Below are 14,151 nucleotides of genomic sequence, written 5' to 3'. Positions count from 1 at the left end.
TTCGCGTGAATACGTATGCAGGTTGCGCCATGCCCGCGAGGCCACCGCTAAGCTTGCCGGATCAGGATTTCGGCCCGCTGCCGGCGGGTCCCGCATGCCCGGAGGGGGGCTGTCGATGTCGCACTATCCATGGTGGCGCGGAGCCGTCATCTACCAGATCTACCCGCGCAGTTTCCTCGATGCCAACGGCGATGGGGTGGGCGACCTGCCGGGCATCATCGAGCGCCTGGACCACATTGCCGCGCTGGGCGTGGATGCGATCTGGATCTCGCCGTTCTTCAAGTCCCCCATGGCCGACTTCGGCTACGACATCGCCGACTACCGCGACGTCGACCCGCTGTTCGGCAGCCTGGACGACTTCGACCGCCTGCTGGCCAAGGCCCACGGCCTGGGCCTGAAGGTGATGATCGACCAGGTGCTGAGCCATACCTCGATCGAGCATGCCTGGTTCCGCGAGAGCCGCCAGGACCGCAGCAATCCGAAGGCGGACTGGTACGTCTGGGCCGACCCGCGCGAGGACGGCACCCCGCCCAACAACTGGCTGTCACTGTTCGGCGGCTGTGCCTGGCAATGGGAGCCGCGCCGCGAGCAGTACTACCTGCACAACTTCCTGGTCGACCAGCCGGACCTGAACTTCCACCACCCGGACGTGCAGCAGGCCACCCTGGACAATGTACGTTTCTGGCTCGATCGCGGCGTGGATGGCTTCCGCCTGGATGCGATCAACTTCTGCTTCCACGACGCGCAGCTGCGTGACAACCCGCCCAAGCCGGCGGAGAAGCGGGTGGGGCGCGGCTTCAGCCCGGACAACCCGTACGCCTACCAGTACCACTACTACAACAACACCCAGCCGGAGAACCTGCCGTTCCTGGAGCGCCTGCGCGCGCTGCTGGATCAGTATCCGGGCGCGGTCAGCCTGGGCGAGATCTCCTCGGAGGACTCGCTGGCGACCACCGCCGAGTACACCCGCGAAGGCCGCCTGCACATGGGCTACAGCTTCGAGCTGCTGGTGGATGACTACAGCGCGGCCTACATCCGCGACACGGTCTCGCGGCTGGAAGCGGCGATGACCGAAGGCTGGCCGTGCTGGGCGGTTTCCAATCACGACGTGGAGCGGGCGGTCAGCCGCTGGGGCGGCCACCCGGCTGACCCGCGCCTGGCGCGGATGCTGGTGGCGATGCTGTGCTCGCTGCGCGGTTCGGTCTGCCTGTACCAGGGCGAGGAGCTCGGCCTGGCCGAGGCCGAGGTGCCATTCGAGGCCCTGCAGGACCCCTACGGCATCACCTTCTGGCCGAACTTCAAGGGCCGTGATGGCTGCCGCACCCCGCTGCCGTGGACCGATGCGCCGTTAGCAGGTTTCACCAGCGGCCAGCCCTGGCTGCCGATTCCGGCCGAGCACCGGGCGGCGGCGGTGGCTGTGCAGGAACGCGACCCGCACTCGGTGCTGGCGGCGTTCCGGGCGTTCCTGGCCTGGCGGCATACCCAGCCGGCGCTTCTGCATGGCAGCATCAGATTCCTTGAAAGCGCCGAGCCAGTGCTGCTGTTCGAGCGTATGCTTGCAGATGAAACCCTCCTGCTGGCCTTCAACCTGTCGGCCGAGGCAGTGACCCATCCGCTGCCGCCGGGCAACTGGCAGCAGGTGGCGGTACCGGGCCCGGATGCGGGCACGGTGCAGGGCAACGAACTCCAGCTGCCGCCGCGCGCGGTGTATTGCGCCCGACGCAGCTGACCGTTTTCTCCGGTGGCGGTACTTGCGGGGACGGGGCCGAAGCGCCCCGTCCCTTTTTTGTGGGTGGAGTTCCAGAGAACGGCATCCACGCATGGCGTGGATCTACGGGTTGGAGCGTCGCTGCATGGGCCTTGCCGATCCGCTGCCGGCATTCGCGCAGAAGAAAACCCGCTGCCTGCGCAGCGGGTTTCCGGTCCTGCTCCCTTTGTGTTGCCGGCCAGCGGCCGACGCTACCGGGTTCGGGGTGCCAGCCAGCGGCCGGCACGACCCGGCCGTGATCAGAACTTGTAGTTCACGCCCAGCATGTAGGTGCGGCCCCACTCGATGTACTCCAGCGGGCGGTCCTTGCTGCCGGCGTAGGTGCGGTACGGCTCGTTGGTCAGGTTGCTGCCCTGCAGAAGCAGGGTCAGGCCACGCAGGGCACTGCTGTCGCTGAAGGTGTAGCTGACCTGCGCATCGGTCACGTTCTCGCCGACAACGTAGCGCAGGCTGCGGTTGCCGTTGAAGTTGCCGATCTCGCCGATGAAGTCCGAACGCCGGCGCTGGCTGACGCGTGCTTCGAAGCCGCTGCGCTCGTAGTAGGCGGTGAAGTTGTACACGCGCTTGGACAGGCCCGGCAGGCTGATCGGATCACTGCCCACGCTGGAGGCGCTCTCCGGGTCCAGGATGGTGATGTCGCTCTTGTTGAAGGTCGCGCTGGCCTGCACGCCGAAGCCACGCAGGCTGTCGGTCAGCATCTCCAGCGGGAACGATGCGGTCAGTTCCAGGCCCTTCAGCGTGCCGCCCTTGCCGTTCTGCGGGGCGGAGAAGGTGCCGGTGGTCAGCACCGGTGCCGTCATGCCCGGCGGCGGCACGTAGCTGCCCAGCAGCGCGGTGAAGTCGTAGTTGTCGACCGACTGGGTGTAGACGTAGCTCTTCAGGTCCTTGTAGAAGATCGCGGCAGCCACGTAGGCCTTCTCGCCGAAGTACTTCTCGTAGGACAGGTCCAGCGCGGTGGCACGCCACGGGTCCAGCAGCGGATTGCCGCCGCTGCCGCCGGGGCGGCCGGTGCCGGTGTCCACGCCGAACTCCAGGCCGGCGCGCATCTGGTCCACACGCGGGCGTGCGACCTGCTTTGCAGCGGCGAAGCGCAGCGTCTGCTGGTGCGGGAACAGGAAGGCCAGGTTCAGGCTCGGCAGCCAATCGTTGTAGGTGCGGCCGTTCGAGTACGGCTGCACGTTGTTGCCGGCCGACTGCGAGCTGTCCCAGTAGCGCGAATCCGAACTCTGGTCGGTGTGCTGCATCTGCACGCCGATGTTGCCGCGTACGCCGACTTCACCGATGTCGGCGTTGATGTTCAGGCGCGCCCAGGCGGTGGTGATCTTCTCCTGTACCGTCCACGACTTGGGAATCAGGTAGTCCAGGTTGTCGACCGGGTTGAAGGTCATGTAGCGGCCCACCGCAGCGGGCACGTTCCAGGCCGGGATGGTGCCGAGGCCGGCGAAGCCCAGGTTGACCGGGCGGTACTGCAGGTCCGAGGCGATGTTGGCGTCGCCCTGCGCACCCAGCAGGATGTTGCCTTCGGACTGGGTCTTCACCTTGCGGCGGTCGGCGTAGTTCACGCCGATGTCGATGTCCGGCGCCCACGACGCGAGGGCATCGGGCAGGGCAATGGTGGCGGCCAGCTTGCCACCCTTCAGGCGGTCTTCCACCTTCGGCACCTTGCCGTAGCCGGAACCGTAGATGGTGTTGGTCAGGAACAGGGCGTCGGGGTTGGAATAGTTCAGCTGTGGGCTGATCTGCGAGAACCCGTCCTGGCGGATCGTCACGCCGACCGTATCCAGTTGCGGCATCGGGGTCAGCTGCAGGTTGTTTTCCAGGTTCAGCTCGTCGCGCGTGGCCTTGGAGTAGTTCAGGTCGGCGACCAGCTTGACGCCACTGAAGTTGAACTCGTTGTTCCAGCCGAACGCATCGATCTTGTCCTTGCGCTTGTTGTACATGCCGCGAACCAGCGGATACACGCCACTGGCAGTGCCACCGGTGAACGAGCCATTGGCGTTGACCTGCGGGTTGCTGACCAGCAGGCCCGGGGTGTAGTTGCCGTTGTAGTTGCTGAGGTTCAGCTCGAACTGGTTGGCGGTGTCGATCTGCTCGGCTTCGGTGTGGAATGCATCGAAGGTGCTGGTCCAGCTGTTGTTCGGCCGGAACTGGATCGTGGCCATCACGCCGTCGCGCTTGTTGTTGCCGGTGCGGCGCAGCGCCTTGATGCCATCGGAGAAGTAGGTGCCGGCACCCACGCCCGGACGGTCGCCCTTGTCGGTGTGCTCGGTGGTCCACGGTTCGTACAGGCCGACCTGGTTCTCCTGGATCGGCATGTCGCTGTGCGCATAGCCGATGGCGATGCCCAGGGTCTTGTCCAGGAACTGGTCGATGTAGCTGGCGCTGAAGCGGTTGCCGTACGGATCGGTGTTGGCGGCGCGGCCCAGCGAGCTCTTCTGGTAGCGGCCACTGACCGCGATCACGCGCTCGCCGAAGCTGAGCGGGCGAGCGGTCTGCATGTCGATGGTGCCCGACAGGCCCTGTCCGACCAGCGCCGCGTCCGGGGTCTTGTACACGGTCACGCCGTTGACCAGTTCGGACGGATACTGGTCGAACTCGACGCCACGGTTGTCGCCAGTGCTGACCACTTCGCGGCCATTGAGCAGGGTGGTGGCGAAGTCCGGCGACAGGCCGCGCACGCTGATCACCTGCGCACGGCCGGCAACGCGCTGGGCGGCCAGGCCGGGCAGGCGCGAAATGGACTCGGCGATGCTGACGTCGGGCAGCTTGCCGATGTCTTCGGCGGAGATCGCTTCGACCACCGAGGTGGCGTCCTGCTTGACCGCGATCGCGCTCTCGATGCCGCGGCGGATGCCGGTGACCTGCACCGTATCGAGGTTGGTGGCGGCGGTGCCGGCCGGCGTGGTGGTGCTCTGCGTGGACTGTGCCGACGCCAGCGTCGGCGCCAGGACAACGGCCAGCGCGATGCTGAGCGCGCTGCGCTTGTGGTTCAACATTTTCCCCTCCCAGGCAATGTTGCAGATCGATTTGTGAGCGTTCCGGCGGGGCCGTGAACGTGCGACGCGGTGGCCGCTGTCGTCGCCGCTATGGTAGGCAGCGCGTTCTTCGCGGGAATCACCCTGCATACGTATTCAATGGCGTCTGCAGGGATGTAATCGCTTTCAGGTGCTGCTTGCGGTAGTGCGGGCCGCTGGCCGGCAATCGCGTTCACCGGGTTGCCGGCCAGCGGCCGGCACTACCCGGGCATTCACAGCGGCGTGAAGCGAATGGCCTGGCCACCGCCTGGTGCCAGCACCAGCGTCAGTGCATCGGCGCTGGTCACTTCGCGGGTTTCACGCATGAACGCGAATGGATTGCTGCGGAAATCCGCTCCCTCGCCATCGCGGTAGATTTCGGCGCGGTAGCGTACGCCCGATTCCAGGAAGCCCAGCGATACCGGCAGCACGCGGCCGTGCTCGTCGGTGATGCTGCCGAGGAACCAGTCGCGGCTGTTGCGGTCGCGGCGCACGATCGTCACGTAGTCACCCACTTCGCCATCGAGCACGCGGCTCTGCTCCCAGTCCACCGCCACGTCCTCGATGAAACGGAACGCCTCGCGATGCTGCAGGTAGTGTTCGGGCAGGTCGGCGGCCATCTGGATCGGGCTGTACAGCACCACGTACAGCGCCAGTTGGCGGGCCAACGTACTGGGGATGGCCTGGCCGTGGCGGCCCTTCAGGCTGAGGATGCCGGGGGTGTAATCCATCGGCCCGGCCAGCATGCGGGTGAACACCAGGTTGACCTCGTGCTCCGGCGGGTTCGGTGGCTGGCCCCAGGCGTTGTACTCCATGCCGCGTGCGCCTTCGCGCGAGATCCAGTTGGGATAGGTGCGGCGCAGGCCGGTATCCTTGATCGGCTCATGCGGGTTCACCGACAGATGGCGGCGCGCCGCTTCCTGCACCACCTTCAGATGGTGGCGGGCCATGAACTGCCCGTCATGCCACTCGCGCCACAGTGGGCCCCCCGTGGGATTGCGGCGGTCGACCTGGCCGTCGTCGCAGACGTAGCCGGTCTTGAACTGGTCCACGCCCAGTCGTGCGTAGAGGTCCAGCGCGGCGCCCAGCTGGGCCTCGTAATGTTCGATGGCGCAGCCGGTTTCATGGTGACCGATCAGGTGCACGCCCTTGTTCAGGCCATACGCCGACAGCGCTTCGATGTCGAAATCGGGCGTGGCACGGGTGAAATCGAAGTCGTAGCCATTGCCGACCCAGTTGCCGTCCCAGCCCGGATTCCAGCCTTCCACCAGCACGCCGCGGAAGCCGTGTGCAGCGGCGAAATCGATCACCTTCTTCGTCTTGGCGGTGGTGGCCGCGTGCTTCGGCCCGGTCGCCCAGCTCTCGTTGTCCAGGTGCATCGACCACCACACGCCCAGGTATTTGGCCGGTTTCACCCAGCTCACATCGCCCAGCGCATTGGGTTCGTTGAGGTTGAGGATCAGGTCCGATTCGACCAGGCCGCCGGCACGGTCGGCGATCTGCAGCGTGCGCCACGGCGTGGCGAAGGGCAGGGTGCGGCGCACCTTCCAGCCTTCGGCCGAGGGCGACAGCTGCGCGCGCAGGCGCTGCCCCTCGCTGCGGCGCAGCCACATGCCGGCGTAGTCCACCAGCGCGGCCTCGTGAATGGCCACATGCAGGCCATCGCGGCTGCGCAGGGTCATCGGCGTATGCACCAGTGGTACTTCGCGCAGCGGGGTGCGCTGGTACAGGTACTCGTAGTGGATCGGCTCGCCGGCGGGGATCCACCAGGCGGTGGAGTCCTGTGCGATGGCGAACTCGGTCAGCTCGTCATCGATGATCGCCTCGCGCAGATTCGGCTGCTCGGGGAATATGTAGCGGAAGCCGAGGCCATCGTCGTAGACGCGGAACACTACATCCAGCCGGCGCTTGCTGCCGGTGGTTTCGGCCAGCTGGACGGTCAGCTCGTTGAAATGGTTGCGGGTGAGCCGGCGCTCGCCCCACGGCTGCTCCCAGGTGTCATCGACGCTGCGCCGCTGCTGGCCCAGCAGGGTGAAATCGCGGTCCAGACGACCGTCGCGCAGGGTGAAGCCGAGCTTCGAATCCTCCACAACAGTGTCGCCCAGGCGCTCGACCCGGTAGCGGGCCGTGCCGCCGTCCAGCACCAGGCTGACATTCAACACCTTGCCCGGAGAGTCGACGCTGACCACCTGCGGCGCGGCCTGCGCCAGCGTGGCTATTCCCAGCAGCGCCAGACCGAACAAATGCGCGAGCGCGGTACGTACAGCAGTGAGTGACATCGGCATTTCCCCTCCCAAGGCGCCGTTGGCAGACCCGGACCATAAGCCAGCGCGGCGGGTGCGCTATTGCGCGACGCCATGAATACGTATGCAACTGGACGCAGCCGACAGCCCCGCGTCTACCATGGCGCCAGGGCACCTTGAGGGAGGGGCCGCGCCCGCCCGCCGGCAACGACGGTGCGGACCTACAACGCGTGCAGAGAGGGAGGGAGGCCGACGGGCGCGAGCCGGTCCGCCGCTTCGATGCTGAAGATCATTTGCCTGACCGCTGCCCTGGGGGCAGCGCTGGGGACGACCGCGCAGGCGGCCGACCTGCAATTCGACGGCCGCCATGCGCGCGCCGAAGCCGCTGCCAACGGCAGCTTCGTGCTGCATGCGCCGAAGGGCGATGTGCGTATCGCGCCGATGCCGATGCGCAGCCAGACCGGCAGCGTGATGTTCGATGCCCTGTTCGCGCTGGCCCAGCAGGAGATGGACCAGGACCGCGTGGACGCGATTCGCGATCCCGCGTTCGACGAAGGCCGACCGGTGCCGTGCGAGTGCTTCCAGACCGGCGCGCGCTGGCCCTATGTGTGGACGCGCGATGTCAGCTTTGCCGCCGATCTGGCGCTCGCACGCCTGGACCCGAAGCGCACCCGGCAGTCGCTGCAGTTCAAACTGTCGGCGGCGCGCGACGGGCACACGCCCGGCCTGTTTGTGGCGCAGGACACCGGTTCCGGTGGCAGCTGGCCGATCAGCAGCGACCGCGTGGTGTGGTTCCTGGCGGCTCGCCAGCTGCTGGAGGATCGCGCATTTGCCGACCAGGTCTGGCAGGCGCTGCAGGGCACGCTGGCGCAGGACCGCGCAATGGTGTTCGACGCGCAGATGGGCCTGTACCGTGGCGAGACTTCGTTCCTGGACTGGCGCGAGCAGACCTATCCGGACTGGACCCGCGAGGACGTGCGCTTCATCGGTGATTCCTATGCACTGTCCACCAACGTGCTGCACTACCAGGCACTGCGCCTGGCCGAACGCCTGGCCGGGCAGCACGGCGATGCCCGCGCGGCCGATTACAAGGCCTGGGCCGACGCATTGGCGCAGCAGATCGATGCGCGCTTCTGGCGCGAGGATATCGGCCAGTACATGAGCTACATCGGCGAAGCGGCGCACCCGGTGCCGTACGCCAAGGTCGATCTGCTCGGCCTCTCGCTGGGCATTCTCGCCCAGGTGCTGCCGCCCGAGCGCACGCGGCGTGCGCTGGCGGCGTATCCGATGGGGCCAGCCGGCAGCCCGGTGGTCTGGCCGCAGGAAGCACAACAGCCGATCTATCACAACCGGGCGATCTGGCCGTTCGTCAGTGCCTACTCGCTGCGTGCGGCGCGGCAGCTGGACGATGCGCCGCGCATCGCCGCCGAGATCCGCTCGCTGATGCAGGGTGCCGCGCTGGCCGGTTCCAACATGGAGAATTACGAGCTGGTCAGCCAGGCCGTGCATGTCGATGAAGGCGCGCTCAGCGGGCCGGTGGTCAATTCGGAGCGCCAGCTGTGGTCGGTGGCCGGGTATCTGTCGATGGTGCTCGAAGGCGTATTCGGCGTACAGGCTGACGGCCGCGTGCAGCCCAAGCTGCCAGCCGCGCTGGTCCCCGAACTGTTCGGCAAGCAGCGCCGCATCTCCCTGGAGGCCGATGGCAAGCGCTATGTGCTGGAGCGGCCGAAGCAGGTGGGTGATGGCCTGCTGGTGGCGGGCCAGGTAAAGACGCGTGGTGCCACCACCACCGTGCAGCTGGTGGCCACCGCAGCGGCACCGCGCAGCGTGGCGACGACGGCCGACGCCAATGCGCGCGCACCGGCCACGCCGGCCGCACCGCAGGCGCGACGCAAGGGCAGGGGCTGGAACATCGAGGTCGCTGCCGGCCAGGTGCTGTGGCAGGACGGCCGGGCGCTCACCGCCAGCAATGGCCTGGCACGCATCGGTGACGATGGCCTGCAGCATTGTCTGAGCCTGACCCGGCGCGACGGCGCATTGGAATCGCTGCACAGTCCGATGGTCTGCGTCGGTCCGCAGCAGCGATTGAAGGGTGCCGAGCGCTGGCAGTTCACCTCGGCCAAGGCGGGGCAGGTGCGCCTGCGCCTGCAATACAGCAACGCGAATGGGCCGATCAACACGGGCGTGACCGCCGCGGTGAAGCAGCTGGTGCTGCAGTGCCCGGGCCAGCCGTTGCAGCGGCACACCGTCACCCTGCCGCACAGCGTGGCCGTGCAGGACTCGACCTCGGCGACGTTCCCGGTGCCGAAGGGCCGATGCACGGTCACGCTTGAAGAGGGCTTCAACATGAGCACACTGCAGCATTTCGCGCACTACACCGGGGGCAAGGGCGGGCGCGACGGCGTGCTCAACCAGGCGCAGGTGCAGGCGCTGACGGTGGCGCCCGTGGCTGTAGAGGGCGCACGATGAATCGCCCCGCCAAACCCCAGCTGTCGTTCTGGCAGATCTGGAACATGTGTTTCGGTTTTCTCGGCATCCAGTTCGGCTTCGCCCTGCAGAATGCCAACGCCAGCCGCATTTTCGAGACGCTGGGCGCGGACATCGACGCGGTACCGGGGCTGTGGATCGCCGCGCCGCTGACCGGCCTGCTGGTGCAGCCGGTGATCGGTTACCTGTCCGATCGCACCTGGACGCGCTGGGGGCGGCGCCGTCCGTTCTTCATGATCGGTGCGGTGCTGACCACGCTGGCCCTGCTGGTGATGCCGAATTCACCGACGCTGTGGATCGCGGCCGGCACGCTGTGGGTGCTCGATGCCTCGATCAACGTATCGATGGAGCCGTTCCGAGCCTTCGTCGGCGACCAGCTGGCGCCACGCCAGCGTCCGGCCGGCTATGCGATGCAGAGCTTCTTCATCGGCGTGGGCGCCATCGTCGCCAGCTTCCTGCCGTTCATCCTGGCCCACTTCGGCGTTGCCAATACGGCCGCCGCCGGTGAGGTGCCGGACACCGTGCGCTATGCGTTCTACTTCGGCGCGGCGGTGCTGCTGGCGGCGATCACCTGGACGGTGGTCAGCACCCGCGAATATTCACCAGCAGAACTGGCTGCCTTCGATGATGCCGAGCCGCCGGCGCATCATGCGGGAGCGGTGATCAACGGCCCGGCGCCATGGACGCGGGTGGCCCTGTGGCTAGGGCTGGGTGTGCTGTTGGCGCTGCTGATCACCTGGCGGCAAGGCGACAGGATGCTGTACGTGCTGGCAGGCCTGTGCGCCGGCTACGGCCTGCTGCTGGCGGCCGCGCGCGCGTTGCCGGCCACGCATATGCTGGCCGCCATCGTCGGCGACCTGCGCGCGATGCCGGTGACCATGCGCCGCCTGGCGTGGGTGCAGTTCTTCTCATGGTTCGCGCTTTTCGCCATGTGGATCTACACCACTGCTGCGGTGGCCGGTACCCACTTCGGTTCGACCGATCCACAGTCGGCGGCCTACAACGAAGGTGCCAACTGGGTGGGCGTGCTGTTTGGCGCCTACAACGGCTTCGCTGCGCTGGCGGCGGTGCTGATTCCGCCGATGGTGCGTGCGATCGGCCTGCGCTGGAGCCACCTGGTCAACCTGTGGCTGGGCGCTGCCGGCCTGGTCTCGCTGATGTTCATCCGCGACCCGCACTGGCTGCTGCTGTCGATGGTGGGTGTGGGTTTTGCCTGGGCATCGATCCTGTCGTTGCCGTATGCACTGCTGTCCGACAGCGTGCCGGCGTCGAAGATGGGTGTGTACATGGGCATCTTCAATTTCTTCATCGTGATCCCGCAGCTGGTGGCGGCCAGTGCGCTCGGCTTTGCCCTGCGCGCATGGCTGGGTGGCCAGCCGATGCATGTGCTGGTGCTGGGCGGCTGCAGCCTGTTCGTCGCCGGCCTGTGCGTGCTGCGGGTTCCGTCCCGTCCGGAGGTGGTGTGATGCGTGGTGTCCTGGCTGTTGCTGTTTCCCTTGCCCTGTTCGCCGGCCAGGCCGTGGCCACGCCGCGCCCGGACTACGTCGGCACCACCGAACCGTTCGCCAGCGATGCGGTGTACTTCGTGGTCACTGACCGCTTCGTCAACGGTGATCCATCCAACGATCATCGCGACCAGGGTGGCGCGCACCGCACCTTCGACATCCCGGTGCCATGCCCGGACAAGGTGGACGGCAACATCGGCTACCTCGGCGGCGACTTCCGTGGCGTGCTCGACAATGCGCAGTACATCCGCAACCTGGGTTTCGGCGCGGTGTGGATCACGCCGATCGTCGACAACCCTGACCAAGCTTTCACCGGCAGCAAGCCGATCAGCTGCACCAGCACGCTGACCGACCGCGGCAAGACCGGCTACCACGGCTACTGGGGCATCAACTTCTACAGACTCGATGAGCACCTGCCCAGCAGGGACCTGGACTTCGCCGGACTGACCAGGGGCCTGCACGGTGCCGGCTTGAAGGTGGTGTTGGACATCGTAGGCAACCACGGTTCGCCGGCCTGGACCATGCCGATACGGCAGCCGCAGTTTGGCCAGATCTTCGACAAGGACGGAACGCTGATTGCCGACCACCAGAACCTGCCACCGCAGAAGCTGGACCCGAAGCACAACCCGCTGCACGCGTTCTACAACAACATCGGCCCGGTCGACAGCAAGGACGGCTCGATCTTCGACGGCAACCTCGCCGAACTGTCCGACTTCAACCAGGACAATCCGGCGGTGATGGATTACCTGGTCGGCGCTTACCTGCAGTGGACCGCGCAGGGCGTGGACGCGCTGCGCATCGATACCATCGGCTGGCTGCCGCACCCGTGGTGGCATGAATTCGTCAAGCGTATCCGCGCCGAGCACCCGGGCATGTTCATGTTCGGCGAAGCCTTCGACTACAACGCGACGACCATTGCCGAGCACACCTGGCCGGCCAATGCCAATGTCAGCGTGCTCGATTTCCCGCTGCGCGGCGCACTGGAACAGACCTTCGGCACCGCCGGCAAGGGCTTCGAGACCCTGGCCGAGCCGCTTCACCTGAGCGGTGGCCCGTATGCCAATCCGTACGAGCTGATGAGCTTCTACGACAACCACGACATGCCGCGCCTGCAGGCCAGCGACAATGGCTTCATCGACGCGCACAACTGGCTGTTCACCGCGCGCGGCATTCCGGTGGTCTATTACGGCTCGGAGACCGGCTTCATGCGTGGCCGCGCCGAGCACGCAGGCAACCGTGCCTACTTCGGCCAGCCGCGTGTGGACGCTGCGCCGCAGAGCCCGATCTTCGCGCCGCTGCAGCGTATCGCCAAACTGCGTGAAGCGACCCCGGCACTGCAGCGTGGCTTGCAGGTGAACGAGCGGCTGCAGGGCGATGAGGCCGTGTTCTTCCGCGTGCTGCAGCACGGTGACGTGACGCAGACCGCGCTGGTGCTGCTGAACAAGGGTGATGCGGCGCGCACCTTCGAGGTGGACCGCTACCTGCAGGCTGGCACGTGGCGTGATGCGCTGGATGGCGGCACGGTGAAGGTCGAGCAGCAGCTGAAGACTGACGTGCCGGCGCATGGGGTAAAGGTCTATGTGCTGGACGCCACCGTGCAGCAGCCGGCACTGCAGGCCGAACTGGACAAGGCGATGGCCGACCAGAAGGCGCGGGACCAGCGCCTGGGGCGGTAGTGCCGGTCGCTGGCCGGCAACTCATGAATCCATGGTCCCTTCAGGTGCCGGCCAGCGGCCGGCACTACCGGGGGGACCACATCCGGCACAATAGGCACCCCTCACGCCCTGCCGTACCGCCATGACCGACCTCGTCCCGCAGACCCCGATCGAAACCCTGCTGAAGGCGGCGATGGACGGGGCGGTGCCGATCCGCGCCTTCATGGAAGCCTTCGTCGCCTCCGAGGTGGTGCTGCAGACCGGCAGCCTGGTGACCCCCGATGGCAGCGGTTTCGACCCGCTGCTGTTCGACAAGCAGGGCACGCTGCACGTGGCCGTGTTCACCGATCCATCGCGGGTGGGCATCTACAGCCAGCAGGCCGAACACCAGATCCGCTGGCTGATGCTGGACGTGCTGCGCCGCGTGCCGGGTGGCTACGGCGTGGTGATCAATCCGGGCACCCCGCTGGGCTTCGAGATCTCGCCCAGCGGCATCGGCGAGATCCTGAAGGACTTCGCCCAGGGCTGATTGTCCTGTACAGCCGAGCCCATGCTCGGCTGCCGTTCGCGCAATGCCCGCTCAGTCGTGCAAGGCTCGACGCTACAGAAGGCTTCCCTTCGAACGCCGTCCGTGATCCCCTTGGGCGACATCGGGATCGAGGCCTGGTCATGGAGTTCAGGGTATTGCCTGCAGACGCAGCGGAACGACAGCAATTGGCGCAGTGGTACCACGCGCAATGGGGCCGGGACGCCGGCCTGACGCTGGAACAGGAACTGCAACGGCTCGACCCGCCGCAGGATGCTGAAGGTTTCCCGCACCTGATCGCCGCTTTCGAAGATGGGCAGGTGGTCGGTGCAGTCCAGCTCAAGCGCCGCGAGATGCAGGCCTTTCCACAGTACGAGTACTGGTTGGGCAGCGTATTCGTGGCCGACAGCCATCGCGGCCGCGGATTGGCCAGTGGTCTGGTCGAACAGGCTGCGGCACAGGCCGCGCGGATGGGCGTTTCCGACCTGTACCTGCAGACCGAGGCCCTGGATGGTGGTCTGTATGCGCGGCTGGGCTGGAAGCCGGTGCAGGAAGCCGACAACCGCAGCTATCGCGTGCTGGTGATGGTGCGCAGGTTGGCCGCATGAGCGCATCCACGGTACGCCATTCCCGCTCGGCCCTGATCTTCCTGATCGTGGCCATCGTTGCGGCGCTGGTGGCCATGCCCCTGCTGCGCGCGGTAGGCATGGTGCAGTGGCCGGTGTTTGTCATCGCCTGGCTGATCAACCTGGGCGCGGCTTGGCATCTGGCCCAGTGGGCGCGCCAGCAGGGGCGCTCGGGCTGGGCGTTCGGGGTACCGGCAGCGCTAGGTACGGTCGCCTCGATCGTGGTCTATGTGCTGTTGGCGTTGCTGGGGCCGAAGTCCCCGGTGCGCTGAACCTTCGCCGGCTGTCCTGGACAAGGTGCCGAGCAGGGCTCGGCACCACAGCAAG

Annotated in this window: 9 protein-coding genes; 7 read left to right on the top strand and 2 right to left on the bottom strand. The window is 66.8% G+C overall.

The genetic code is table 11. The features are described from left to right. Window positions 1–115: 115 nt before the first annotated feature. Window positions 116–1,729, top strand: a complete 1,614-nt coding sequence (locus ACM0O9_RS13700; RefSeq protein ID WP_065196576.1) for an alpha-glucosidase family protein — start codon at window positions 116–118, stop codon at window positions 1,727–1,729. Between the two features lie 278 nt (window positions 1,730–2,007). Here the strand turns inward: ACM0O9_RS13700 and ACM0O9_RS13695 are convergent, their stop codons facing one another. After that, window positions 2,008–4,764: a TonB-dependent receptor gene (locus ACM0O9_RS13695; protein ID WP_171955870.1), complete on the bottom strand. Its 2,757-nt coding sequence runs from the start codon at window positions 4,762–4,764 to the stop codon at window positions 2,008–2,010. A 251-nt stretch (window positions 4,765–5,015) separates the two neighbouring features. After that, window positions 5,016–7,067, bottom strand: coding sequence for a glycoside hydrolase family 97 protein (locus ACM0O9_RS13690; RefSeq protein WP_235649499.1), 2,052 nt, complete (start codon window positions 7,065–7,067; stop codon window positions 5,016–5,018). A 237-nt stretch (window positions 7,068–7,304) separates the two neighbouring features. Between ACM0O9_RS13690 and ACM0O9_RS13685 the strand changes: the two genes are divergently transcribed. The 6 genes from ACM0O9_RS13685 (at window position 7,305) to ACM0O9_RS13660 (ending at window position 14,096) form a co-directional block, all read left to right on the top strand. Beyond that, window positions 7,305–9,494 (top strand): glucosidase family protein, encoded by a 2,190-nt coding sequence (locus tag ACM0O9_RS13685; RefSeq protein WP_235649500.1) that lies wholly within the window; start codon window positions 7,305–7,307, stop codon window positions 9,492–9,494. After that, window positions 9,491–10,978, top strand: a complete 1,488-nt coding sequence (locus ACM0O9_RS13680; protein ID WP_164092705.1) for an MFS transporter — start codon at window positions 9,491–9,493, stop codon at window positions 10,976–10,978. The genes ACM0O9_RS13685 and ACM0O9_RS13680 overlap by 4 nt, the downstream gene beginning before the upstream one ends. Continuing rightward, complete coding sequence (locus tag ACM0O9_RS13675; protein WP_164092704.1) at window positions 10,978–12,693, top strand: alpha-amylase family glycosyl hydrolase; 1,716 nt, start codon at window positions 10,978–10,980, stop codon at window positions 12,691–12,693. The genes ACM0O9_RS13680 and ACM0O9_RS13675 overlap by 1 nt, the downstream gene beginning before the upstream one ends. 121 nt (window positions 12,694–12,814) lie before the next feature. Beyond that, a complete protein-coding gene (locus ACM0O9_RS13670; protein WP_005415624.1) occupies window positions 12,815–13,201 on the top strand; it encodes an SseB family protein in 387 nt (128 codons plus the stop codon). Window positions 13,202–13,341: 140 nt separating this feature from the next. Continuing rightward, entirely contained in the window at window positions 13,342–13,806 is a 465-nt protein-coding gene (locus tag ACM0O9_RS13665) for a GNAT family N-acetyltransferase (protein WP_032954000.1), read from the top strand. Beyond that, on the top strand, window positions 13,803–14,096 hold the full coding sequence (locus ACM0O9_RS13660; protein ID WP_065177907.1) for a hypothetical protein: 294 nt from the start codon (window positions 13,803–13,805) through the stop codon (window positions 14,094–14,096). Before ACM0O9_RS13665 ends, ACM0O9_RS13660 begins: the two co-directional genes overlap by 4 nt. The last annotated feature ends 55 nt before the right edge of the window (window positions 14,097–14,151 follow it).

This window comes from Stenotrophomonas sp. FR012 (assembly GCF_047520565.2).
GTDB classification, from domain to species: Bacteria; Pseudomonadota; Gammaproteobacteria; order Xanthomonadales; family Xanthomonadaceae; genus Stenotrophomonas; species Stenotrophomonas sepilia.
The sequence above is the reverse complement of the archived record's forward strand: the minus strand, read 5'-3'. Positions and strand labels throughout refer to the sequence as shown.